Annotated in this window: 25 protein-coding genes; 5 read left to right on the plus strand and 20 right to left on the minus strand. The window is 42.8% G+C overall.

The genetic code is table 11. The features are described from left to right. Positions 1-112: 112 nt before the first annotated feature. The 8 genes from DXC01_RS12760 to DXC01_RS12790 form a co-directional block, all read right to left on the minus strand. Positions 113-1,120, minus strand: a complete 1,008-nt coding sequence (locus DXC01_RS12760; RefSeq protein ID WP_264466952.1) for a transposase — start codon at positions 1,118-1,120, stop codon at positions 113-115. Then, a complete protein-coding gene (locus DXC01_RS20665) occupies positions 1,121-1,216 on the minus strand; it encodes a helix-turn-helix domain-containing protein (protein ID WP_173906997.1) in 96 nt (31 codons plus the stop codon). Next, entirely contained in the window at positions 1,213-1,620 is a 408-nt protein-coding gene (tnpA, locus tag DXC01_RS12765) for an IS200/IS605 family transposase (protein ID WP_118699070.1), read from the minus strand. The genes DXC01_RS20665 and tnpA overlap by 4 nt, the downstream gene beginning before the upstream one ends. A gap of 98 nt (positions 1,621-1,718) precedes the next feature. Further along, positions 1,719-2,087, minus strand: a complete 369-nt coding sequence (locus DXC01_RS12770; protein WP_243111622.1) for an HI0074 family nucleotidyltransferase substrate-binding subunit — start codon at positions 2,085-2,087, stop codon at positions 1,719-1,721. A 22-nt stretch (positions 2,088-2,109) separates the two neighbouring features. Continuing rightward, on the minus strand, positions 2,110-2,397 hold the full coding sequence (locus tag DXC01_RS12775; RefSeq protein ID WP_022215705.1) for a nucleotidyltransferase family protein: 288 nt from the start codon (positions 2,395-2,397) through the stop codon (positions 2,110-2,112). 72 nt (positions 2,398-2,469) lie between these two features. Next, positions 2,470-3,411: a DUF4097 family beta strand repeat-containing protein gene (locus DXC01_RS12780; RefSeq protein ID WP_118699051.1), complete on the minus strand. Its 942-nt coding sequence runs from the start codon at positions 3,409-3,411 to the stop codon at positions 2,470-2,472. Beyond that, positions 3,395-4,003, minus strand: coding sequence for a DUF1700 domain-containing protein (locus DXC01_RS12785; protein WP_022215703.1), 609 nt, complete (start codon positions 4,001-4,003; stop codon positions 3,395-3,397). The genes DXC01_RS12780 and DXC01_RS12785 overlap by 17 nt, the downstream gene beginning before the upstream one ends. Continuing rightward, positions 4,000-4,317, minus strand: a complete 318-nt coding sequence (locus DXC01_RS12790) for a PadR family transcriptional regulator (RefSeq protein WP_118699052.1) — start codon at positions 4,315-4,317, stop codon at positions 4,000-4,002. Before DXC01_RS12790 ends, DXC01_RS12785 begins: the two co-directional genes overlap by 4 nt. Before the next feature lie 101 nt (positions 4,318-4,418). On the opposite strand from DXC01_RS12790, the gene DXC01_RS12795 reads away from it, so the two are divergent. After that, complete coding sequence (locus tag DXC01_RS12795; RefSeq protein ID WP_022215701.1) at positions 4,419-5,117, plus strand: AzlC family ABC transporter permease; 699 nt, start codon at positions 4,419-4,421, stop codon at positions 5,115-5,117. Between the two features lie 2 nt (positions 5,118-5,119). Continuing rightward, positions 5,120-5,446 carry a branched-chain amino acid transporter permease gene (locus DXC01_RS12800; protein ID WP_118252596.1) on the plus strand — a complete coding sequence of 109 codons (327 nt, stop codon included), beginning with the start codon at positions 5,120-5,122 and terminating at the stop codon, positions 5,444-5,446. A gap of 72 nt (positions 5,447-5,518) precedes the next feature. Here the strand turns inward: DXC01_RS12800 and DXC01_RS12805 are convergent, their stop codons facing one another. The 3 genes from DXC01_RS12805 to DXC01_RS12815 all read right to left on the minus strand — a co-directional run bounded on the left by DXC01_RS12805 (position 5,519) and on the right by DXC01_RS12815 (position 9,291). Further along, positions 5,519-5,869, minus strand: coding sequence for an Hpt domain-containing protein (locus DXC01_RS12805; protein WP_118252570.1), 351 nt, complete (start codon positions 5,867-5,869; stop codon positions 5,519-5,521). 44 nt (positions 5,870-5,913) lie between these two features. Continuing rightward, on the minus strand, positions 5,914-8,100 hold the full coding sequence (locus DXC01_RS12810; protein ID WP_199611815.1) for a diguanylate cyclase: 2,187 nt from the start codon (positions 8,098-8,100) through the stop codon (positions 5,914-5,916). Positions 8,101-8,196: 96 nt separating this feature from the next. Next, a complete protein-coding gene (locus DXC01_RS12815) occupies positions 8,197-9,291 on the minus strand; it encodes a D-alanyl-D-alanine carboxypeptidase family protein (protein ID WP_118699053.1) in 1,095 nt (364 codons plus the stop codon). Between the two features lie 373 nt (positions 9,292-9,664). Between DXC01_RS12815 and DXC01_RS12820 the strand changes: the two genes are divergently transcribed. From DXC01_RS12820 to DXC01_RS12830, 3 genes are all read left to right on the plus strand, one after another. Beyond that, positions 9,665-10,051: a DUF6483 family protein gene (locus DXC01_RS12820; protein WP_022215696.1), complete on the plus strand. Its 387-nt coding sequence runs from the start codon at positions 9,665-9,667 to the stop codon at positions 10,049-10,051. A 22-nt stretch (positions 10,052-10,073) separates the two neighbouring features. Beyond that, on the plus strand, positions 10,074-10,715 hold the full coding sequence (locus DXC01_RS12825) for a phosphoribosyltransferase (protein WP_118699054.1): 642 nt from the start codon (positions 10,074-10,076) through the stop codon (positions 10,713-10,715). 77 nt (positions 10,716-10,792) lie between these two features. Next, positions 10,793-11,944, plus strand: coding sequence for a DUF4317 domain-containing protein (locus DXC01_RS12830; protein ID WP_118252571.1), 1,152 nt, complete (start codon positions 10,793-10,795; stop codon positions 11,942-11,944). 59 nt (positions 11,945-12,003) lie between these two features. Here the strand turns inward: DXC01_RS12830 and DXC01_RS12835 are convergent, their stop codons facing one another. From DXC01_RS12835 to DXC01_RS12875, 9 genes are all read right to left on the minus strand, one after another. After that, positions 12,004-13,548 carry an FKBP-type peptidyl-prolyl cis-trans isomerase gene (locus DXC01_RS12835; protein ID WP_118699055.1) on the minus strand — a complete coding sequence of 515 codons (1,545 nt, stop codon included), beginning with the start codon at positions 13,546-13,548 and terminating at the stop codon, positions 12,004-12,006. Positions 13,549-13,673: 125 nt separating this feature from the next. After that, positions 13,674-16,994, minus strand: a complete 3,321-nt coding sequence (gene mfd, locus DXC01_RS12840) for a transcription-repair coupling factor (protein ID WP_118699056.1) — start codon at positions 16,992-16,994, stop codon at positions 13,674-13,676. Further along, entirely contained in the window at positions 16,991-17,569 is a 579-nt protein-coding gene (gene pth / locus DXC01_RS12845; RefSeq protein WP_022215691.1) for an aminoacyl-tRNA hydrolase, read from the minus strand. The genes mfd and pth overlap by 4 nt, the downstream gene beginning before the upstream one ends. Before the next feature lie 14 nt (positions 17,570-17,583). Continuing rightward, positions 17,584-18,537, minus strand: a complete 954-nt coding sequence (locus tag DXC01_RS12850; protein ID WP_022215690.1) for a TIGR03943 family putative permease subunit — start codon at positions 18,535-18,537, stop codon at positions 17,584-17,586. Positions 18,538-18,558: 21 nt separating this feature from the next. Beyond that, complete coding sequence (locus DXC01_RS12855; RefSeq protein WP_022215689.1) at positions 18,559-19,773, minus strand: CobW family GTP-binding protein; 1,215 nt, start codon at positions 19,771-19,773, stop codon at positions 18,559-18,561. Positions 19,774-19,928: 155 nt separating this feature from the next. After that, positions 19,929-20,162 (minus strand): hypothetical protein, encoded by a 234-nt coding sequence (locus tag DXC01_RS12860; RefSeq protein WP_022215688.1) that lies wholly within the window; start codon positions 20,160-20,162, stop codon positions 19,929-19,931. 105 nt (positions 20,163-20,267) lie between these two features. Continuing rightward, the gene (gene glgB, locus DXC01_RS12865) at positions 20,268-22,154 is read right to left on the minus strand and encodes a 1,4-alpha-glucan branching protein GlgB (RefSeq protein WP_022215687.1); all 1,887 of its coding nucleotides are present in this window, start codon (positions 22,152-22,154) and stop codon (positions 20,268-20,270) included. A gap of 240 nt (positions 22,155-22,394) precedes the next feature. Beyond that, on the minus strand, positions 22,395-23,894 hold the full coding sequence (locus DXC01_RS12870) for a polysaccharide deacetylase family protein (protein ID WP_118252575.1): 1,500 nt from the start codon (positions 23,892-23,894) through the stop codon (positions 22,395-22,397). A gap of 122 nt (positions 23,895-24,016) precedes the next feature. Next, positions 24,017-25,330, minus strand: a complete 1,314-nt coding sequence (locus tag DXC01_RS12875) for a trigger factor (protein WP_243111623.1) — start codon at positions 25,328-25,330, stop codon at positions 24,017-24,019. Positions 25,331-25,354: the final 24 nt, after the last annotated feature.

A 25,354-nucleotide genomic window follows, 5' to 3' on the forward strand; every position in this document is an offset into this window, starting at 1 on the left:
CTCAATGGCTCTACTGAGCCAAGTATCTACAAGCTATCCTCGCGTGCCCCGCGATTTTTTGCCCGGACACGGGCATATTTCTTACTTATTGTCTTGTCCGGATACGGACAGTTTATGCTGCCAGCATCCTTCTTGCCTCTTCACGGATGTTGATTGCTGCATTTCGATCTCTGTCCATCTCATTTCCGCACGTGCAGCGGTAAACTCTTTCGGATAATTTCAGCTCTTTTTTTATCTTTCCGCATTTACTGCATTTTTTGCTTGAAGGGAAAAACCGGTCTACCTTTACTAATTCTTTTCCCTTCCAGTCAAGCTTATATTCCAGCATATTCCGGAACATCCCGTATCCATTATCCTGTATACTTTTCCCAAAATGCAGGCACTGGCTCATCGCTTTCATATCAATATCTTCCACCGCAACTATATCGTACTGGTCTGTGATCCTGCGGCTCAGTTTATGCAGATAATCTCTTCTCTGGCTGCGTATTTTTTCATGGCATCTGGCAACTTTCTTTTTCTGCCGCACATAATTGTGGCTCCCTTTTACACATCTCGACAGTTTTCGCTGTTCCCTTGCCAGCCTTTTTTCATTTTTTCTGAAGAATCCTGCTTCTTCCATCTCAATCTCTTCTGAAAACACTGCCATTCCCTGCATCGCATAATCAATCCCCAGTATTTTAGCATTACTGTAATCCTTATCTGCTGCTTGGTTTTCGCAGCTGTATCCTTCATACAGCAGACTTGCAAAATACTTTCCGGATGGTTCCATACTGACTGTCACTGATTTCAGACGGCAGTTTTCTACAGGCTCCCTGTGTTTTTTCATGGAGATCCATTTTAATTTTGGAAGCCGGATCCGGTTACCTTCAATCAGAATATTTCCGTTGACCACATTTGTCGTATAGCTGTTTTTGGAGTGATGTTTTGACTTGAAACGTGGAAATCCAACCTTAGGATCACGAAAAAAATTCTTATATGCTTTTTCCAGATGGAGCTGAACATTTGCCAGTGCCAGCGAATCAACTTCTTTCAGAAATGGATACGCCTTTTTATACATAGCTGGTGTATTCTTTAACATCTTCTTTGTCTTTTTATACTCCTGGATCTTGTCATTAAGCATCTAGTTGTACAGAAAACGACAGCAGCCAAATGTTTTTCCAAGGAGTATCTTCTGTTCTTCTGTTGGATAGATCCGGAAACGATATGCAATGTTCAATTCTTTTTCTCTCCCTGGGTTTCGATGTATTGACGGATCACTTCTACTGGTGCCCCTCCTGCCGTCAAAAGGCAGAAACTCTGGCTCCAAAATGCTTCTTTCCAAAGTTTTTCCCGGATTTCCGGATACTCTTTTTTCAGCAGTCTGCTGCTGGCACTTTTATAAGCATTGATAAATTTACTGAGTTCCGTTTTAGGCTGTGCACGAAACATTACATGAACATGGTCAATATCATGATTCCATTCCTCCAAAACAATTCCATACCGTGGGGCAATATATCCCCATATTTCCTTTGCTCTTTCTGAAATCGGATCACTGATAACTTTTCTTCGATATTTTACCACCATGATCAAATGATAATACATCAAGTACACTGAATGTGCATTGTGATCTATATTTTCCATAAAACCAGTCCTTTTTTGAATAATCATCTTATCGACTGATTTTATTATACCATGAATTGTATTGTAGAACAAGTGTTCTTTTTTTGCTTTTTTGCAATTCATCTCCCACCTGTAGAGGAAGGAGAATTCTTGCTATATATTATGTTAAAATCATATAATTTATCAATATACAGATGAATGATTGTCTGGCAATGCTCTTTCACAATCACACCATCATAGTCATGTGCAAGCTGATTTCGTATTTTCAGCATATCAATCCACTCATCACCTGTGATCAGCTTCGCCTGAAAAGACTGTTTCAGTACTTCTCTGGGAGAGCCTGTAACAAATCCGGTAATTGCATAATATTGTACCAGAATGTCTTTCATAACCTTCCATGCCAGATCAAACGTAATACTGAATTTTGCACTGGTTCCACTGAGTACAAACGAATCTGATAAATCACGCTCTCTGGCTTCTGCCAGCAAATCCAGGGAGTTTTGAAATGACTCAAATCTTCTTATAAATTTCTCGTCCGTATTGTTTAATGTCCTCCAGCAATAACTGATTTTTACAGGTATCAAGATCAACAAGATCAATTGTATACAATGTTGGAATATCTTCCAGAGCTTCCTCCAGTTCAAAAATATCACTTGATGCCACGCCTGACACTGCAATATCAATATCACTGCGTTCTGTTGCGGTGCCTTTTGCTCTGGATCCAAACAGGATTATTTTCTGTGCGCCATAGTTTCTGCATCTTTGTGTAATTTCTGCTATAACTTCATCGATTTGCATAATCTTCTCCTTATCTTTTCTCAATTATAACAGATTTCCAGTTATTTCTGAAATAGAATTATCTCACAGGTATTATTTCTCAGCAGTAATCTTAATATCCCCATCTTCACTCTTAAGTTCCAGGGAATCCTGTGGTTTATTTTCTGTGATGAGTACTTGCTCACCGTCCTCATCTGTCATTACTTTTCCCAGCTTTTCCGGTATATCAATATCGCTTGCCTCTGCCTCTATGGAAAGATCTTCAGCCACTTCTTTTGGAATGCCAAGTTTGATGTTTCCCAGGGTACTTGTAATCTTGTTTTTGCCCTGGAATACAGTGTTTTCAGCTTTTACATCTCCATCATCCATTCTGATCTGGCTGTTTTTTACAGAAGTGTTTTTGAGATGCAGATCGCCAAGTTCCGTCTCCATTTCAAGGGAATTCAATGCACTGTCTTTAATTTTCACATCACCATCAGAACAGGAGATCACTGCCTTTTTTACTCCCAGAGATTCAATGTCAAGATCGCCATATCCCATCTTGCAGAAAAAACTACTCAAGTCGTTTTTTTTCGGAATATAGATTGTCACCTTATTAGAGTTCTCGATCACATGGCTCTGGCCAAGCATCTCCTGAAGAAAGTTAATATCAATGTGGATATATGAATACGACTCATGCCCCTGCTTCTCCACAATATTCAATGTATCATCCTGTACCTGATAGGAAAGCGGAAGCATTCCGTCATTCGTTTCAATATTATAAGAAATATAAAAATTTTTATCATCGGATTCCTTTACATCCAGATCCAGATTCCGAAGATCGATATTCACGGCAGAAAACGCATCGAGCTTTGTCTTGCTCAAGATCGCATGACTGTCGCTTGAATCCATCGTTGCAGTTCCGCTGATTCTGTTCAGGTCTGCTGATTTTATATAATTTCTACCGCCTGATGCAACGCCAACACCAAAGAACAGAATACCCACTGCACAAAAGATACCACCGACTGCCAGTAAACGCTTATTTGTTTTTTTCATGATTTTTACCCCTCTTTCCAGCTAATACCTGGGCCAGCTTGACAAGAAGCATGCCTGTCCATTTACAAAGATAGATTCCGAGGATATACAGAAGGATCGCACATCCGATTCCAAAGAGTCCGCAGCCAGTCACTGTCAGTGCGCCTGATAACGAATACGGGAAGGAAACAAGTCCTCTCAGCAACAGTTTACCACCAATCAGTAACACGCCGAATGCAGCAATAAAATCACTGAAGATCACACAGACAACACAAATCGCAACTGCAAAAAGTACTGCAAGCAATGCGATAAAAAGCGGCACTGTCACAGGCGTTGACAGGATTGCAAGGACCGAGAGCGTGATAATTCCTTTTTTACTCTTTTTCTCCTCAATATCTGTGTCCTGTTCCTGTAACTTTCTATCCAGAAGATTACACATCAGATCCGCAGCCGCTTCCTTCGGAGTTCCCAGTTCCTCCATCAGTTTCTGCTGACCTTCTTCGTCCGTATCACTGAAATATTCATTAAAATATTCAATTGCATCTTCATAATCCTGCTTCGGAAGTTTACGAAGATATTTCTGCAATTTCGCCATATATTCTTCTCTGGTCAATTTCTGATCCTCCCTTCAATGATTCCGTCAATCGTATCTCTGTAAGAAACCCATTCTTTGTGAAGATACACCAGTTGTTCTTTGCCGGAACCGGTGATAGAATAATACTTGCGTTTACGTCCCTGAAATTCCTGAGAATAGGTTGTGAGATAACCGTTTTTTTCAAGTTTCTTCAGGATGGGATATAGAGTGGATTCTTTGATATCAGCCACGATCTTGACGGTCTGGCTGATCTCATATCCGTAGGAATCCTGTGATTCTACAACAGACAGAATCAGAAACTCTATAAGTAATGCTGATACGGGATAATACATCCGATCACCTCCATAAATAATATGTAAAATAATTATATATAAAAATTTTATATATAAAATATATACATATTCATACTAAAAGTCAAGGAGTTTTTTAACCAATGAAGAAAAAAGCATTTAAAGCCGCGTTTCCATACACGATTCCTATCGGTATAGGTTTCCTTTTTCTGGGAATGTCCTACGGATTTATGATGCAGAGCAAGGGATTTTCCGTATGGTATCCATTCTTTATGAGTATGTTTATCTTTGCGGGCTCCATGGAATTCGTGACAGCCAATCTTCTGCTATCGGCATTCAGTCCGATCGCAGCTTTCTTTCTGGCACTGATGGTCAATGCCAGACATTTATTTTACGGACTTTCCATGCTGGATAAGTACAAAAATACCGGCTGGAAAAAGTTCTACCTGATCTTCGGCATGTGTGATGAATCTTTCACCGTCAACTGTACAGTAACGCCGCCGGATGATGTAGACAGGGGATGGTTCATGTTCTTTGTCAATCTGTTAAATCAGATCTACTGGGTATCTGCTGCTACAGCGGGAGCACTTCTCGGATATGTGGTCCACTTCGATACAACAGGAATTGATTTTGTCATGACCGCCCTGTTTGTTGTAATGTTCCTGAACCAGTGGGAAGAAGCCAAAGATCATCGTCCTGCTCTGGTAGGGCTGATCTGCTCCGCTGTCTGCCTTCTGATCTTCGGAAGCAGCAATTTCATCGTTCCGTCCATGATCTTCATCATCGTATGCTTTACAGCAGAACGTAAACTCTCAAAGAAACCGGAGGTGGCTGCGAAATGACAATGACAACAACACAGGCGATCAGCACCATTGCGGCAGTTGTCCTTGGAACAATGGCAACACGTTTTATCCCATTCATTATTTTCCCGGAGGGCAAAAATCCACCGGAATTCATCAAGTACCTTGGAACGGTACTCCCATATGCAGCAATCGGGCTTCTCGTTATCTATTGTCTGAAAGACGTCCCTGCAAGCAGTACACATGGACTTCCTGAAGCAATTGCAATTGTTTTTATCGTACTGCTCCACAAATGGAAAAAGAGCACTCTTCTGAGTATCGGCGGCGGCACTGTCCTGTATATGGTACTGGTCCAGACCGTTTTTCGCTGAATTTCTTTGCCCAAACAAAAAAACTCGGTATCGATCGAACATTCTGTGTCCGGTCGATACCGAGTTTTGTATTTACTCAGCAATCTCATTGATCGCTTCTACTGTTTTGTTGTACTGATTTTTTACTTCTGCGTATAATGCCTCATATCCATTCAGTTCTCTTCCGCGAAGTTTCTCTGTCAGCGCTTCACCTGGTTTGTAAAGATTGTCAAAGCCAAGGTTCAAACATATGCCTTTCAGTGTATGTGCAGCACGGAATGCGCGTTCTGCGTCCCCCTGCTCGATTGCATCTGTAAGATCCTGGAAGCTTGGGTCTTTGAGGAATTTTACAGCAAATTTCTTGATCAGCATTTCATTTCCAAGTCTGGATAAAACTCCGTCATAATTTGCGCCCATTTTTTCATAACTTTCTCTAACTGTCATTCTGTATATTCTCCTTTAATTCTTATTGGTAAAATGCATTATGATTAATTAATACCCCTGTGATCTTTATCAGTCAGACATTTTCTGAGGTAAGAGTTTACGTGTTTGTCAATCATATTTCCGTTTTGCCCCCCCCCAATAAAATCAAGGTCTGTATCATTTTCAATTTCTGAACATTCTTTCTGGATATCCTGTGTGATAGATTCCATCAGATGTTCTTTGGTACTTTCATATTCTTCCAATTCTCTCATTATATTGCGTTTATAAGAAGCATTGTAATCTTCACTTACTACGATGCTGTCCCTTACCTTCTCCTGTGCTTCTACAAGACACTTCAGAAGGATCGGATTGAAGGCTCCACATTCGCCGTTAAGAATCATTCGCATTGCTTCTCTGTGCGTATACTTCTTCTTATAAACCCGCCTGCTGACAAGCGCATCATAAACATCTGCCAGTGCAACGACCTGTGCGGAAAGAGGAATATCATCTCCCTTCAATCCGTCTGGATAGCCTTTACCGTCATATCTCTCATGATGCCATCTGCATATCTGATAAGCAATCTTGACAAATTCTTCATCCTTGAAGATTTCCATGTTTTCCAGCATGGAGGCACCGATCACTGTATGTTCCTTGACGATCTCTGTCTCCTCCGGTGTCAGCTTGCCTGCCTTGTTCAGTATCTTGCCATCAATGCCGATTTTTCCGATATCGTGAAGAGAAGCCGCTGTCGTGATCATCAGTCTGTCTGACCATGAAACATTGTACTTATCCGTAACCTGAACCAGCTGTTCCAGAAGGATTCCTGTCAGGATATTTACATTCAGGACATGTCGTCCACTTTCGCCATTTCGGAATTCTACGATCTGGCTTAAAATCTCGATCAGGATACGGTTATTCTTCTCTTTCTCATATACCTGATTGGTGATCAGGGCGATCAGCTTGCGCTGCTTCGCATAAAGTTTGATCGTATTAAATACTCTCCGATGAACAACTTCTGCATCAAATGGTCTGTTGATGTAATCAGATACACCCATCTCGTAGGCTTTCTTGACACTGGTCGCAGAATCCTCACTGGAGATCATGATTACCGGAATATCATCAATCCACTGATATTTATTCAGAAACTCCAGAACCTCAAATCCATCCATGACAGGCATCACAATATCGAGAAGCACCAGCGAGATACTGGTTCCATATTTCCTGATGACAGAAATACATTCCTCACCATTCTCTGCCTCCAGGATCTCAAATTCATCTCCCAGAATTGCTGACAGGATCTCTCTGTTCATCTCTGAATCATCGACGATCAGAATCTTATATTTATGAATAGATGATGTATTTGTCAGTGCCGGTGTTTCGTTCAGCAGGTCTCCCTCGGTCACTACCATGTTCTTGGTTGTCTTTGCCTGATACATATACTGATCTGCCCTGCGTATTGCTGACTCTATTGTCCCGCGTGTAGACAATACCCCGCCTATGCTGACAGACATACGAAGCTGTAAATACCCGGGTACTTCTGCGATATGTATCGCTTCCTGTATCTGTTTCAGTTTCTTGCGGAAAGAGGATTCCAGAATATCCGGCATTACCAGAAGAAATTCATCACCGCCAAATCGAACCAGCATATCTGTCTTACGGATATTGTTTCGTATAATCTTGACAACCGTCTCCAGGACAAGATCTCCTGCATTATGTCCATAAGTATCATTATAAAACTTAAAGTCATCCAGGTCGATCATTGCAACCCCGGCAACCATATCAACAGATTTGAGCTGATCCTCATAGTAACGCCTGTTATATGCACCTGTCAATGCATCCATATACAGTTCTCTGTCGTACCGGATCAGTTTCTTGAGCATCTCATCGCGCTCTTTCTTGCTTACCAGCGCATCTCCGTCCAGTTTGTTTACCAGTTCTGCCACGTATGGAACGCCATCGATCTTGATATATTTGGACACTACCTGGAAAATGCCATCATCTATAAATTCAAGTTTTGTTCTCTTACCTTTTTCTGCAAAGGCCGCCCTGGAAATGCAGTTATCACAACGGGAATTCTTATTCCAGAGTGCATAGCATTCACATCCCTCTGACATATCTGTACTTCCCTGAAGCCTTCCGGTTCGCAGTTCCTCCTCGTTGAGAAGGCGTACAATTGAAAATACCTTCTTCAGTTCTTTGAGCATGACTTCCCATTCATGCCTGGTCATATCATTTTCATTTTGTGCTTCCATGGCATCCTTTCTTTTGCATACTTCTTTGCGTCTCCTATAAGATTATATTATACCATTCTCAATTTTGCCCGTAAAGAAATTTAAGGAATCTTCTTATTATTTTCTGCTTTTCTTTTTGCTTTTTTTACTGCCATTTCCAGCTTTTTTGATATTTTTTCTCTTTTTTTGAAGTCTGCTTTTTTTACGTCTGAATATCAGACTTGCGCCATAGAGTATTATCAGGAAAAATATCCCCTTCACTACATTTATAACGGTATGATCTGGTGTCGTTTCTTTCTGCTCTTCCGGAACTGTCTGCACTTTTTCCGTGTCGACAGATTCTTCCTCTGCCTCTATCTCCTGTGTCTGCTGTTCCAGATATGCAAATCCATAATTAAAAAGCTTGATCGTATCTGTATAATGTGTCATCTCACTTTTTAATACTACTGAGATCAGATTTTTGTCGTCTTTCCTGGCTGCTGTTACTAAGGTATTTCCTGCTGCATACGTGTAACCGGTTTTTCCTGCATAGGCATACTTATAAGAATAGTCTGTCCCATTCAAAAGCTGATGTTCCATTTCAACGATACAGCCGTTCGGATTATTCAAAGTTACCGGAAGCAGGTATGTCTTTGCCGATGCAATTTTCCTTACAGTGTCATTAGAAAAAGCGGCTACTGCGATCTTGGCCATATCTTCCGCTGTAACCTTCTGCTCTTCTGCATTTAGTCCGGAAGGGTTCACAAAATTACTGTCTGTGCATCCCAGTTCCTGTGCCTTTTCATTCATATGTTCTGCAAATTTCTCATTACTTCCGGCAACATATTCCGCAAGCGCATTAGCCGCCTGATTGGAAGATTTCAACAGCATTGCATACATACAGTCTTCTACTGTCAGTTTATCGCCCGTTTCTAACTGAAGTGCATTTCCACTCCCTTCTTCCACTCCATAGACAGCATCGTACGAAAAAATAACGATATCATCCAGCTTTCCTTCCTCCGCTGTCACCAGTGCTGTCAGAAGTTTTACAATACTTGCGGGATATAATTTTTCTTTTCCATTCTTTTCATACAAAATATCTCCACTGTCCATATCCATTACAACTACAGCCTGTGATTCGATCACCGGTTCTTTCAATGTCTGTGCCCAGATATTCTGTGTAAACAGAATCCCTGATAAAATGCCTATTGTCAAATGAATTCCTTTTCTCATGTTTCCATCCTGCAATTATTTTTTTATCTGATTATATCATATTTTCTTAATTATTACGAAATATTTTTTTAACAATTGTAACATGTATATAATATAGTATTCTGTAATAACTGCCCAAAAATACATCAGACCCGTGGAAACAGCATTTTGCCCCGTATGTCTCGGGATTTTGCCATTATTCATTGCAAAACACCTCGCGGGATACTACCTGTGAACAGTTACATTTGTCGTTCAATTCACAATATTGTGAATAAATTTTCACTGGTAGAATGGTGTCGTTTGTGGTAATCTAAGAATAGATATTTTATAAAAAATTGTAACTGTTCACGTGATAATGGTTGCAATAAATTTTGATTCAGAAGGGAGAATCCAAATGCTTCAGGATGATTTTATACTGCGCCAGATCCGTGAAATGGTTCATGCTGTTATGAAAATGCTGTTTCAGGTAAGCGCATCCGAGCTTACCCCGGAAGTGATCGAAGACAGTACTGCCAGAACGACTCTTGAGAATCTGATCGCTCTGACCGATGAGGGTAAGATTGACGAGGCAGAGAACCAGTTATACGAAATGACCTGTGATGGTGACCGCCAGAATCTGGAGATCGGTCTTCTTTTTTATTATAATCTTAATGGAAAGGACGATGACTTCCTGGAAGTCCACAATTTCAGCCGTGAAGAGATCATGACCGGAATTCAGGATCTTGCTGACCGTTATCAGCTCAGTGGAATTGCGGAAGCATTCCGCACAGAAATCTTATAATGCTTATAAGGGAGGGATTTTTATGGAATCAAGAATGACCAAAATCAGTGCACGCGGCGACAAGAAAATTCAGCTTAAGGTAATTCCTGGACATTTTGCAACACCGCAGTCTCACATCACCCATTATCTGGACCTTACCACTATGCGTTCCAGAAGTTCAGAGGCACTTCGTGTCGCAGAGGCACTGGCTGCCAACTATGAAGCAAGTATTCCTGTTGATACGATCATCTGTATGAGCGGACTGGAGGTTGTCGGTGCATACCTGGCAGAGACACTTACCAGAGCTGGTGTATATTCTATGAACTCACACCAGACTATTTATATCACTGCTCCGGAATACAATAACTCTGGTCAGATCATTTTCCGTGACAATATCCAGCCAATGATCAAGAACAAGAACATCCTGATCCTGGATGGTTCTATCACAACAGGCGAAACTCTGTCCCGTGCGATCGAGAGTATCTTGTACTACGGCGGCACGATCCGTGGTATCGCTGCAATTTTCAGTGCAGCTACCAATATTGCCGGACTGCCTGTTTATAGTATTTTTGAGCACAGGGATCTTCCAAATTATGGTTCGTATCCTGCTTCCACCTGTCCTTTATGTGCCCAGAAACAGAAACTGGATGCATTGGTAAATGGCTTCGGTTATTCCAAGATCTAAGCTGTTAAAAAGGGCCGTAAGGCCCTTTTTTTCTGGCAAAAATACCTTCTATACTTTCAAACACGAGGAGTTTTATTATGAATAAAAAAGAAATATCAGAAATCAAGAAACAGTTTACCCCCAACAACTGCGCCATCACACGAATCTGCGGCTGCTACGTTGACGGAGAAAAAAACAAAAAGACCAAGCTGAAAGAAGCATTTCTTTCTCTCTCCGAAGAAGAAATGTTCAAATACTTTGAAATCTTCAAGAAAACTCTTTCCGGTACTGTCGGCAAGAACCTGATCAATATGGAATTTCCTCTCGAGCAGGAAAAAGAAGGCGGCACACAGGAATTCCTTCTTCGTCTGCGCGGCAGTAAGTTACAGGATGATGCTATCCTGGATGAATTCTATGACAAAGTGATCGAATCTTACGATTACGGTGAGAATTATTATATCATCCTGATCCACGCTGTATACGATATCCCTGGTAAATCTTCTGATGGTCAGGAAATGTTTGATGCTTCCGATGAGATCTATGATCATATTCTGTGCAGCATCTGCCCTGTAAACCTTTCCAAAGCAGGTCTCTGCTACAATGCAGAAACCAACAATATCGAGGACCGCATCCGTGACTGGATCGTAGAAATGCCGGATCTTGGATTCCTGTTCCCGGTATTTAATGACCGCAGTACAGATATCCACGGACTTCTCTACTACTCCAAGAACGCAGAACAGCTCCGCAGTACTTTCGTAGATGAACTGTTTGGCTGCGATACACCGCTGTCTGCCGGAGGCCAAAGGGATTCTTTTAATGCCCTTGTAGAAGAAACTCTGGGCGAGGACTGTGCTTACGATACCGTCATGAATATCCACGAAAAACTGAACGAATGGGTTGAAGCACAGAAGGATTCTCCTGAACCCGCTGTTCTCACCAAACCAGAAGTGAAACGTCTCTTCGAGGAATGCGGTGTCGAAGAAGAAAAAATGGAAACTTTCGACCAGTGCTACGAAGCCACCGCCGGTGAGAATGCATCCCTGATGGTATCCAACATTACCAACACCCGCCGGACCGAGATCAAAACCCCGGATGTCGTCATCCACGTAGACCCGGACCGCGCGGCGTTAATTGAAACCCAGATTATTGATGGACGTAAATGTATCGTGATTCCGATGGAGGGTGATGTTGAGATCAATGGTATCCATGTGACGGGAAGTTTTTCTGAGGATAATGCGGAGGAAATTTAATATCCTTACATAATAGAGCCCCGCAGCGAATGCTGCGGGGCTCCGATTTTTACGATTTTTTATTCGTAAATTCCATTCACAGTAACATCAAATACTGCTTCTTTTCCATTAAGCTCATCCACACCATAATCATCCGGGAAGGTTACGGTTACTTCTACTTCATCTCCTGGGTGAGCACCTACGAGCTGATCTTCAAAGTTATCAATATAGCTTCCAGAACCGATCACAAGGTCTGTTCCCTTTCCATCAGTGCTTCCACGATCGAATGCTGTACCATCGATCTTACCAACATAATCAATGTTTACAGTATCTCCGTCTTTGACTGTCAGAGATGTGTCTGTGCTGTAGGAAGGTGCTTCCGTAGCTTCTGGTGTTGTTGTTGCACTTGCTGCCTCAGTAGCTTCCGGTGTTGTTGTAGCACTTGCTGCCTCTGTAACTTCTGGAGTCTCAGTAGCGTCTGCCTCCGGTGTCTCTGTTACCTCAGTATCTTCTGTTGTATCAGCAGCTTCCTCGGTCGGCTCCGGTGTTGCGGTTGGCTGATTATATTTATGGTTATCTGTTACTTTGAGAGTCTTGAGAACTTTCTTCTCTTCTTTGATATCTGCATCTTCCATCCACTTGTCAGTAGTCTCTGTATACAGATCCTGCTCTCTTGTAGAAATGATAGACTCTTTCTTGGTCTCTGTTGCTTCTTCATCGTTTTTCTGATTCAGTTTTACAACATAGTATGCTGTATCTGTTTCGATCACGTCCGGAGCAACTTCTCCATCATCGAGTGTTCTGAGGACTTTGATCACTTCATCCGGATAAGTACTGCTGGATGTACTGCTGTCTTCCTCAGAATCCTCATCCTCGGAATCTTCATCATCACTGGTATCATTTGCATCAAAAGTACCTTCCAGTGAAGAATAAGAATCATCTACAGATTTAGCGATCTCATCGAAATCTCCCTCTGGATCCTTGGTCAGTTCATCCTGGATCTTCTGTGCATCTTCTTTCTTCTGCTTAATCTCATCATCACTTAAATCCGCTGTGCTGACGCTGACATACTCAAAAGAAGACTGCTGTGCTTCCTCATCAGAAACATCCTTGTCTACATCTGCAATGATCGGATCATGAATTCTCTGTTTGTATGTCTCAAGTTCCAGGAAGGTTTTGACCTGATCTTCTGTAACTGCCAGGTCTGCAATTGCCTCATCAGAGTTTGCTTCCATAAAGGAAGCGGCTGCTTCTTCGATTGCTTTCTCATCATCATCTGTCAGTTCTACATCATAATCAGCTGCTTTTTCTTTCATGATGTACATAAGTTCTACGTCTTCGAGGGCCTGTTCTACAAGCTGTTCACCATAGGTCTTGCCTTTCTCTGCTTCTGTATCCCAGATATCAAAATCAGAGCCGCCCATATAACTTCTGTACATAGCTTCTGTCTGCATCTGACCGTCTCTGACAGAAAGGCTTACAACGCCCAGCGGGATCTCTGTTCCATCTACTGTAGCAACCGTCTTGCTTCCGTCTAATTTCTTCTCACCGCATCCGGTAAGCATTCCTGCAGCCATAATGCCTGCCATAGCAACAACGGCTGTTTTTTTTGTCATTTCCTTCATATTTTCCTCCATGATTACCTGAATTCAATAGTATGAGTATAAACTTTTTTCCCCTTCAGGGCAAGGATTATCCATAAGAAACGCTGTTTTTTCACAAAATAGACACGTTTCGTTCCTGACTGACTTTACTCCTCCACCAGTTTCTCCAGTTCATTCAGAAAATCCGTAAGTGCTGTCAGAAGATTTCCGACCGATGTCAGGATAAATTTCGGTTCCTGCTCATTCTTGAACTGAAGTCCGCGTCTGTATTTCTGCATCAGTTCCGGGAAACCTGCCGGATTCAGTTTCGCACGCTCATACAAAGTGATCTTCAGATCTTTGCCCATCTGCTTAATCTCCGTCACATAGCTTCTGTGTGCAAGAGCTTTGATCCGGGCAATCGTCAGAAGGTTCAGCACTGCCTTCGGCGGCTCTCCAAATCGATCCAGAAGTTCCTCCAGCATATCATCATAATCCTGCGTTGTCTCAATCCCTGCTGTCCTCTTGTAGATGTCCAGTTTCTGGTACTCATTGCTGATATAGGTATCCGGAATAAAGGCATCCATATTCAGATCGATCGTTGTTTCAAAGTCCTCCATCGTGTGGATTCCCTTTGCCTCCTTGACCGCCTCACTGAGCATCTTGCAGTAGAGATCATATCCGACAGCATTCATATGTCCGTGCTGCTCCGCACCAAGAAGATTACCTGCACCACGAAGTTCCAGATCCCTCATCGCAATCTTGAATCCACTTCCGAGGTCTGTATACTCACGAATCGCAGACAGTCGTTTCTCTGCTGTCTCTTTGAGCATCGTATTCCTTCGGTACATCAGAAATGCATATGCGGTACGGTTGGAACGTCCGATCCTTCCTCGAAGCTGATACAGCTGTGACAATCCATAACGGTCTGAGTCATGGATGATCATGGTATTTACATTTGAAATATCAAGCCCCGTCTCTATGATCGTTGTGGAAACAAGCACATCGATCTCACCATTGATAAACGCATACATAACCGCTTCCAGTTCTCTCTCACTCATCTGTCCATGCGCAAAATCAATCCGCGCATCCGGGATCAGTTTGGAAAGACGCGCCGCCACATCCGCAATATCATTGACTCTGTTGTATACATAATAAACCTGACCGCCCCTTCGGAGCTCTCGGTTGATTGCCTCACGGACAGTCTCTTCATCGTACTCCATAACATAAGTCTGGATCGGAACGCGGTCCATCGGCGGCTCCTCCAGAACACTCATGTCACGGATCCCTATCATACTCATATGAAGTGTTCGTGGAATCGGCGTTGCCGTCAGTGTCAGTACATCAACGTCTTTCTTGAGCTGCTTGATCTTTTCCTTATGGACAACGCCAAAACGCTGTTCCTCGTCAATGATCAGCAGACCAAGGTTTTTGAAAGTGACATCTTTTGACAGGACTCTGTGTGTTCCTACAATTATGTCAACCTGTCCTTTTTTGAGATCACTGATCGTCTTCTGCTGCTGAGAAGGTGTACGGAAACGGCACAGAAGATCCACACGTACCGGAAACTCATTCATACGCTGTACAAAGGTGTTATAGACCTGCTGTGCAAGAATGGTAGTAGGTACCAGGTAAACGACCTGCCGGCTCTCCTGCACGGCTTTAAACGCCGCACGAAGCGCAACCTCTGTCTTGCCATATCCAACGTCTCCGCACACAAGACGATCCATGATCTTGGTACTTTCCATATCTTTCTTGGTGTCCTCAATCGCAGCAAGCTGATCTTCAGTTTCCTCATACGGGAACATTTCTTCAAACTCTCTCTGCCATACAGTATCCGGACCGCATACATACCCTTCTTTTTCCTGGCGGACCGCATAAAGTTCCACCAGTTCTTTCGCGATATTCTGGACTGCACCTTTCACTCTGGATTTTGTCTTTTTCCATTCCTGACCGCCAAGACGGTTCAGCTTCGGCGGTTTTGCAGTCTCCGATCCCGCATATTTCTGAAGCGCATCAAGCTGTGTTGCAAGGATATACAGATTACTGCCGTTGCGGTATTCGATCTTGATATAATCTTTTGCAACTTTATCCACCGCAACCTTCTCAATACCACGGTAGATTCCCAGCCCATGTTTTTCATGAACTACAAAATCTCCAATCGAAAGTTCCGAGAAATCCTGAATACGTTTTCCATTGTATTCTTTCTTTTTCTTACGCTTCTTCTGCTCTTTTCCAAAAATGTCAGTTTCTGTGATAATCGCAAATTTGATAAACGGATATTCAAATCCCTTACGTGCATGACCATAAGCGACCATGATCTCGCCCGGTTCCAGCACACGGTCAAAATCCTGCCCGTAAAAAGCACTTAATCCCTCATCCTGCAGATCCTTCGCAAGACGCTCCGCTCTTGTCCTTGAACCGGAAAGAAGCACGATCTGATATCCCTGTTTCTTGTACTGTCGGAGATCTTTGACGAGAAGTTCAAAACTACTCTGATAAGAACTCATGGATTTGACTGTCAGGTTAAACTGCTCTGTAATCTTCCAGTCTGCCCTCTTTGGTTCCATCAGTGATACAGAAATGCAGTTTCGATTATTCAGCTTGTGATTCAGATCTTCCCATCTGCACATCCAGTTCTGGGAAATATTTTCTTCACCTTTCTGCTGACGGTTTTCACAGCTCTGACGAAATTCCTCTTCTACTGCTCTGGCATTTTCCTCCAGGCGGTTCGGCTCATCAAGAAAAACAAGACTGTTTTTTTCTGCAAAATAATCAAGAAAAGAAACGCCGCCCTTTTCTGCCGGCTGTTCTGTCGCCGGATAGATCGTGATCTCGTCAAGATTTTCCAGGGAACGCTGGCTCTGTGAGTCAAACGTACGGATCGAGTCGATCTCATCTCCCCAGAGTTCGATCCTCCACGGATTTTCTTCGGTAAGGGAATAAATATCCACAATGCCGCCCCGGACAGAAAACTGTCCCGGCATTTCCACCTGACCTACACGCTCATAACCCATATGCACAAGCGCATCTTTGAGTTTATCCATATCCAACGTACTGTCATTTCGAAAATGGATCAGCTGTTTTTCTATTTTGTCAAGCGGCTGAAGATAATCCATACATCCGTCTATACTCGTGACAACAGTGATATTTTCTTTCTGTTCCAGCAGAGCTTTGATCACACGCATTCTCTGGCGGATCAGAAGGTTTCCATGAATATCTGCCTGAAAAAAGAGCAGATCTTTCGCCGGATAGTAATATACATTCTTATCATAAAAACGATAATCCTCGTACAGTTCCTTCGCAGCTTTCTCATCTTCTGCCAAAATCAGGTGAGATGTAAAAAGCCCGGAAAGCCCATATATTAAATGAGCTTTCTGGGACTCCATACAACCACTTATCTCCAGTATTCCACGATTACTTTTTGCTTTTGTATAAATTGCTTCCATCTCTGCAAGATTTTGCAGAGGATGCAAAAATGTTTTCATACAACCCCCGGTTTCTTGTTGAATTCATTCATGGCGGCATCCGGGCCATCGGACAGGATCAGTTCCACTGCCTTGCATGCACGGTCCTGCGCCTCATCAACGAGTTTGCGGTCTTCACTTCCAAATCTTCCAAGAACATAATCCGCAAGATCCCAGCCCTGCGGCTTGGCACCTACACCGACTTTGATACGCACAAATTTCTGTGTACCGAGCTCCTGAATGATATTTTTGATTCCATTATGCCCTCCGGCACTTCCCTTCTTGCGGATACGAAGCTGGCCCGGATCCAGATCGATGTCATCATAGATCACGATCATCTCTGTTTCCGGGTCAATTTTGAAGTAGTTTGCCATCTCCCGGACCGGACCTCCGCTGAGATTCATATAGGACAGAGGTTTCATCAGGAGAGCAGGCTGCCCTCCGATGATCCCCTTGCCGTACATGGCATTAAACTTCACACCGCCCTGTGGGATCTGGTATTCTTCTACCAGTTTGTCAATCACATCAAATCCCATGTTGTGGCGTGTCGCTTCATACTGCCTTCCGGGATTTCCCAAACCTACGATCAAGTACATTCAAATTTCCTCGCTTAATTAAAGTAAACCATTTCATCTGCCAGTGGCTCGCAGATTTCTACATGATCTGCGTAGAGAACGACACCTTCTTCTCCCTGGTACTCGTTTCTCTTCTCTATAGCAACTTTTGCAGTGACTTCTACCCATGATCCCGGGGCCAGTTTCGGCGCATAAGCACTCTTGCATACATAGCCAAGGAATGTTGTGTCATCTGCACAGCAGGTCATTGCAGTACGTCCCGGAACAAAGAATTTGCTTCCCATTCCGCGCGGTTTCATGACTCTTGCTTTGAATTTGACGGTTTTTCCTTCGTAATTTTCCGGATGGTCCATTGCATCTACAAACCAGATACCATAATCTTCCGGCAGGATGTCAATGACCGGTGCATCCATATCGAATGGCATCTCATCCTGGAAAATATCTCCCATCTCGCCTTCTTCATCCTCAAAGATGACTTCTGCTCTCTGGTTCGCAACCTTGATCCCACGACGGTAAGTCGGCAGCGGATCGTCTTCTTTGCAGCGGTTGAAAATAACCATGTCAGTATTTTTTATCATGTCCATAAAAATGGATTTCATGTTTGCCATATACATCTGGAAAGTGCTGGCATCTACGCAGGTGATCTGCTGTTCTACGCCCCATCCTTCCGGAAGCTGCATTTTTTCGAAATTGCTTACCAGCCACATTCCATTATATTCGATGATAACACGTTCAGGCTGATGAAGGATACTCATTGCTACCAGTCTCTCAGTAGTGAATTCTTCTTCACTTTCGATGATCTCTACAACTGTATTATTTTTTTTGAGTGCAGCCTCATCGTATTCTTCTTCTCCTTCTTCGCAGAGGATCAGAAGGGTCTTTCCATCAATGTGGAAATAATCCTGCTGAAGAGTAAAATTCAGGAAAGAAGTCTTTCCACTTTCAAGGAAACCTGTCATTAAATAAATCGGCACTTTGATTTCTTCCATAGTCTGTATGATCCTCCGTTATTACAGGCCAAAAAGCTCAGCCAGTTTGTCCTCGTTGAGTTTGGAACCGATTACGCAGAGACGTCCTGTATATTCCGGTGCCCCGCTGCGGATCTCTGTTTCTTCCGGAACCATATCAAAGTAGATCCATGTTCCGTCTTCTGCCGGAAGCATTCCTTTCGCACGAAGGATGATTCCATATTCTTCTGTCTCAGACAGTGTCTCAAGGATCTTTTCAAGATTTTCTCTTGTGTATTTCTTAATTGTCTCACGGCCCCAGCTTGTGAAAACTTCGTCTGCATGATGATGGTGATGATGGTCATGTCCGCAGCCGCATTCTTCATGGTCGTGATCGTGATGATGATCGTGGTCATGATCATGTCCGCAGCCACACTCTTCATGGTCATGGTCGTGATGATGGTGCTCATGTTCCTCGTGATCGTGGTCATGGTCATGTCCGCAGCCACATTCTTCATGGTCATGGTCGTGATGATGGTGCTCATGTTCCTCATGATCGTGGTCATGATGATGTTCATGCTCCTCGTGATCATGGTCATGATGGTGATGTCCATGCTCGTGAACATGTCCGCATTCCGGGCAAACTTCTTCTTCCATCATTTCCTGCTCCAGAGATACCGGATGTTCCATAACTTCCAGGATCTTTGCACCTTCCAGTTTCTCGATCGGTGTGGTGATGATTGCTGCCTTCGGGTTGATCTCACGAAGAAGCTCCATTGCAGCCTGTGCTTTTGCTTCATCTACGATATCGGTACGGCTCATGATGATCGCACCTGCATATTCAACCTGGTTATTGAAAAATTCACCAAAGTTTCTCATATACATTTTGCATTTCTTTGCATCTACAACAGTTGTGTAGCTGTTAAGAACCAGTCCTGTCTCTTCTGCAACACCCTGAACTGCTTTGATAACATCTGACAGTTTGCCGACACCTGATGGCTCGATCAGGATTCTATCCGGATGATATTTGCTGATAACTTCCTTAAGGGATGCACCAAAATCGCCAACCAGTGAGCAGCAGATACAGCCGGAGTTCATCTCACGGATCTCAATTCCTGCTTCTTTAAGGAATCCACCGTCAATACCGATTTCACCAAATTCGTTCTCGATCAGTACAACCTGCTCACCTTTGAAAGCATCTTTGAGAAGTTTTTTGATCAGTGTTGTTTTACCGGCTCCAAGGAAACCGGAGATAATATCAATTTTTGTTCTTTCCATGATATATGCATGTCCTTTCTTATTTCGATTGTTTCATTAAGCTAACTCATAACGTAGCTTGACCAGGAAGTGCATGCACCCCCTGGTTAAATTTACCTTTTAATATGGTAATGGGGACATGAACCAGTCACGCCCCCACTGCATTTATTGTCTGATCAGCCGTTGATCATGAAGTTCAGAAGTTTATCAATGTCTTCTTTCTCGTAAGCAACGATCTCAAGTTCCGGGATCTCTCCGCCTGAGAAGATGTTTGCCAGAGATACATACTGGGATAATTTGGATTTGAGGTTCAGTCTGTCTCCCTCACCTGTTACAAGTTCTACTCTACCTGTGCAGCTATCTACTACTTCGAAAAATTTCTCAACGTCTTTAATATTGGATACTTTCATCTTAGTTCTCCTTTCGAGATCTTATTATCAATTCCTATTTACTTTGTAATTCGCGCTCAGTATAAACCATATTTCCTGAAATTGCAAGACCTTTTACAACAAAATTTAGTATGTAAAAACAGCAATTCCATATGCAGGAAGCGGATATGCAAAAGAGAATTCTCTGTGGTCGCACTCCTGTGCTTCTGCCTTGAATACCTTCGGTTTGTCCAGAAGTCCATGCTCATCCATGATAAGTTTGTACTGTTTTTTCTTCGGAACGCCAACACGATAATCCGGACGTTCTACCGGTGTATAGTTTACTACAAACAGGAGGTTATTTCTCTTGGTCGGTGATTTACGAACCAGGCTGAAAATGCTTCTGTCTGCATCGTCTGCATTGATCCATTCAAATCCTTCTGGATCATTGTCACCTGCATACAGTGCAGGATATTTCTTATACATATGAAACAATGTCTTGACAAAATTCTGGAGATCCTTGTGGTTGTCCTCTTTAAGAAGATACCAGTCAAGTTCTCTCTCCTCACTCCACTCACGAAGCTGTCCGAAGTCCTGACCCATAAACAGAAGTTTCTTGCCCGGATGGAAGATCATAAACGCATATGCTGCCTTAAGGTTCTTGAATTTGTCATCCGGATATCCCGGCATCTTGTTCAGCATGGAACACTTAAGATGTACGACCTCATCATGTGAAATGACAAGTACATATCTCTCACTGTATGCATATGTCATTGAGAAAGTCATCTTATTGTGATCGCCCTTACGGAAATATGGATCCAGTTTCATGTATTCCAGGAAATCATTCATCCAGCCCATGTTCCATTTCAGTGAGAATCCAAGACCATTGTCCTCTGCTTTACCTGTAACCTGCGGCCATGCGGTAGACTCCTCTGCGATCATAACCGTACCGTGGTTTCTTCCAAGTACAACGGTATTCAGATGTTTGAAGAATTCTATTGCTTCAAGGTTCTTGTTATCACCGTACTTATTGGCAACCCACTCGCCATCTTTCTTGCCATAATCCAGATAGAGCATAGATGCAACTGCATCTACACGGAGGCCGTCTACATGGCATTCCTCGATCCAGTACAGTGCGTTGGCGATCAGGAAGTTCTTGACTTCCGGACGTCCGTAATTGTAGATCTTGGTTCCCCAGTCAGGATGCTCACCCTGTCTCGGGTCTTCATGCTCATAGACAGCAGTTCCATCGAAATTGGCAAGTCCATGTGCATCCTTCGGGAAATGAGCCGGAACCCAGTCGAGTATAACACCGATCTTGTTTCTGTGCAGGTAATCCACCATATATTTGAAATCCTGTGCAGTACCATACCTGGAAGTCGGTGCATAATATCCTGTTACCTGATATCCCCAGGATCCGTCAAATGGATGCTCTGCAATTCCCATAAGTTCTACATGAGTATATCCCATCTCTTTGACATAGGCCGCCAGTTCATGTGCAAATTCACGGTAATTATAAAATCCCGGATCATCCTCATTCTCTGCCGGATGTTTCTTCCAGGAACCCGGATGTACTTCATAGATTGCCATCGGTTCACGTTTCTCGTCAAATTCCGGACGCTTCTTCATCCAGGTGGTATCTTTCCATTTGTAATCCGTAATGTCTGTAATTCTTGATGCCGTTCCCGGTCTGAGTTCTGCTTCATTTGCGTATGGATCTGCCTTATAAAGTTCTTCTCCATGATATCCGACAATAAAGAATTTGTACAGATCTCCAACTTTGGCACCCGGAACAAAGATCTCATATACTCCGATCTCACCGACTCTGTTCATTGGATTTGCCTGATTATCCCAGTTATTAAAATCACCGATTACAGAAACATATCTTGCATTCGGTGCCCAGACTGCAAAATAGACACCCTTCTTGCGATGCTGTGTGGTAGGATGAGCTCCTAATTTCTTATAGATGTCGTAATGAGTTCCCTGCCCGAACAGATACTGATCCAGTTCTGTAAACTGCATTTTCTCTCCCATCCAGAAATTCCTCCCTTAATTCAAAATTGAGCAGGCTGAAAATATAGGGTCCTATCTGTGCAGTATATGATTATCGGTAATCTGCACATTTTACTCCTCTTATTCAAGCCAATTTATAGACATATTATACCAATCCAGACTGTTTACGTCAATTAAAAGTATGTCCTGTTACTACAATCTCCCTACAAAAAATGAGGGCAGAACTGTTATTTCTGTTCTGTCCTCATTTGTATTTCTTATTTAATATGTATCGTACGAATCGTCGCCGGAATCCTCATCATAGTAGTCTCCAGAATCATCGTATCCAGAGTCTCCACTGTCTCCCGAGTCATCATAACTGGAGCTGTCATCGCCAGAGTCATAATCTTCTGAATCACTTCCATCTCCTGAAGAGCCGTCTCCGCCGGAATCCCCAGAACTGCTGTCACTGCTGCCATCAGAAGAATCTCCATCGGAAGAACTTCCGTCACTGACATCAGTACTGTCTGTAGAACTGTCGTCTGTAGATTCAGTGTCCGCAGAACTCTCAGATCCATCTGATGCATCGCTTCCATCTGTAGAATCCGTATTACCGTTATATCCCGGAACCGTTCCTGCCTGAAGCTGGCTGTCCCAGAACTGTGAGTATGTCGTATTCTGTAATGTTACATTCTTGGCTGCTGCCAGTTCACTGACTGTCATCAGTTTATAGCCCTGTGAAACCAGATCCGGTATCAGTTTCAATGCTGCCTGAACGGAAGGTTCATGAATATCATGCATCAGTACGATTGTACCATCTGTCAGATCGCCATTCATAACGGCATCATAATCTGCTGTTGCATCCATCAGCTTCCAGTCTTCTGTATCAAGAGACCACATGAAGAACGGCTTCTGTACTGCATCATAGATATCCTGATTGGCTGCTCCATAAGGTGCCCTGGCTACCGTTGCTGCCTGTCCGCAGGCCTGTACAAGTGCATCGTCTGTCTTCTGGAATTCTGTGACAACATCATCAATCGACATATTTGTTAAAGTCTGACTTGGATGATCCCAGGTATGGTTACCGATCTCACATCCAAGATCGACCATCCTCTGTACGGTTGATTCCCAGGAACCTACATTCTGTCCTACCATGAAGAATGTCGCATGTGCATTATTCGCTTCCAGACAATCCAAAAGTTCATCTGTATATTCTCCAGGACCATCATCAAAGGTAAGTGCAATTCGTGGTTTATGTGTATTTGGATCATATGTACCGTCATCATTGAAGTAATAATCATCAAATCCAACGCTTATCCATCCTGTCTGAATGTAACCATTCTCATCAAAATAATAGGTGGAACCATCTATTTCCTGCATACCTCCGGCAAAATAAGTGCCATCTGCATTCTGATACCATTTACCATTTTCATTTTCATTCCATCCAATAGACATCTGCGATGCCTTTGCCAGATCATTCTTGAGTGGATATCTTGCCGCTGAATTGACTGCTGATGTCGTCGTTGTATCCGCCGTGCTGTCTGTTCCGTCTGAAACTGTATCGGAATTCACATTCGTCTGATCAGTTTCTGCCTGAACCTGTGCCGGTTTATCAACACTCTTTCCACCGATTCTGTTGACAACGGGGATCAGAATTCCCCTTATAACAAATATAACTACGAGAATGACTGCAATGACATATGCGCCCAGGCGCATCATCTTACGTCTTCTCATCTGTTGCTGCTTTTTGCGTATTCGTTCACGCAATACTTTCTTATCCATGATTTCCACCTGCTGTATTTTATATCTCTGGCGTTACTGTTGCCTGTACTTCAGAAACGCATTCATCTTATTATCATAACGCATTTATTATGGAAATACAATTGTCTTTTCTTATTTATTCATTACTCTTCTACTGTATTGTCCTCAATTGACTCTTCTGACATATTCTCTTCCGTTTCATCCTGTGTTTCCTCACTTCCATCATCTTCAGTGAGGTCTGAACCGGTATCTTCTGCTTCAGTATATGCATCTTCGTTTTCAATAGAATCCTCTGCACTTCCTGTCTTTTCGTTGACAGTAGACTGGTCTACAATAAATTTCTCCACACGAAGAAGTGCCAGTGATTCATTTACTTCATCCTCTCCATATGTTTCAATCAGCTCATCAATGCTTGCCACTCCATAGTCCAGAATCAGGTTATTCTTTAATTCTTCTGTCTCTGCATCACTCAGACTCAGTCCCTCAGCATCAATGATTCCCTGAACGATCAGATTCTGTTCAACTTTGGATTCTGCATAATTTTTGCATTCTTCATTAAATTCATCTTCTGTCAGATCCCATGCTTCCAGCAGATCACTCAGTTCCATTCCATTGTCTTTTGCAGTCTGTTCATTGAGTGCTTTATAGCTTTCTTCTGCTTTTTTGACATCTTCTTCCGGGTATTTCTTAATCTCAGATGTATCAAGTACCTCAGACCATGCTGTTGCATACAATTCATTATCTGCTGTCGTGGATGCCTGTTTTTCCAGTTCCTCTCTTACAGATTTCTTATAGTCATCTACAGTTTTGTAATCTGTATTGGAAGCAACCCATTCATCTGTCAGTTCAGATGCTCTTGTAAATTTCTGAAGAGTCACCTTAAAAACAGCTTCCTTACCGGAAAGAGAATCATCCTCGCTGTAACCTTCCGGTAAAGTAAGAGTCAGTTCTTTGGTTTCTCCCTTTTTCATTCCAACCAGACCATCTTCAAAACCATCGATTCCCATATCTCCTTCACCGACAACAAGTTCATAGTCATCGGCAGAACTTCCGTCAAACTCTTTACCGTCTACAGTACCTGTAAAATTAATGGTCACAATATCTCCATATTCAACAGTTCCATCTGTAACCTCTGTTCCCTTGTCCTGTAATTCATAGTTGATTTCTGCATCCACATCATCATCTGTTACTGCCTGTGTATAACGATCCAGTGTAAGTCCTTTGTAATCTCCAATTGTAACATAATCAGAAACATCTTTTACCGAAATAATTCTTGTCTCTTCCTTCTTGGAATCAGAAGTCTTGGAATCTGTCTTGTCCGTATCAGAATTGTCAGAAGCCGTTTCTGTTTTGGCGGTAGTCTTATCAGTCTTATCAGAACTGTCCTTGCTTCCACACGCAGTAAGAGATACCGCCATACAAGTTACTAACATTGCTGCTACTACTTTTTTCTTCATGAAAAATCTCCTTTCAAATCTGGT

The organism is Blautia sp. OM07-19, from assembly GCF_003481595.1.
Taxonomy (GTDB): Bacteria; Bacillota; Clostridia; order Lachnospirales; family Lachnospiraceae; genus Blautia_A; species Blautia_A intestinihominis.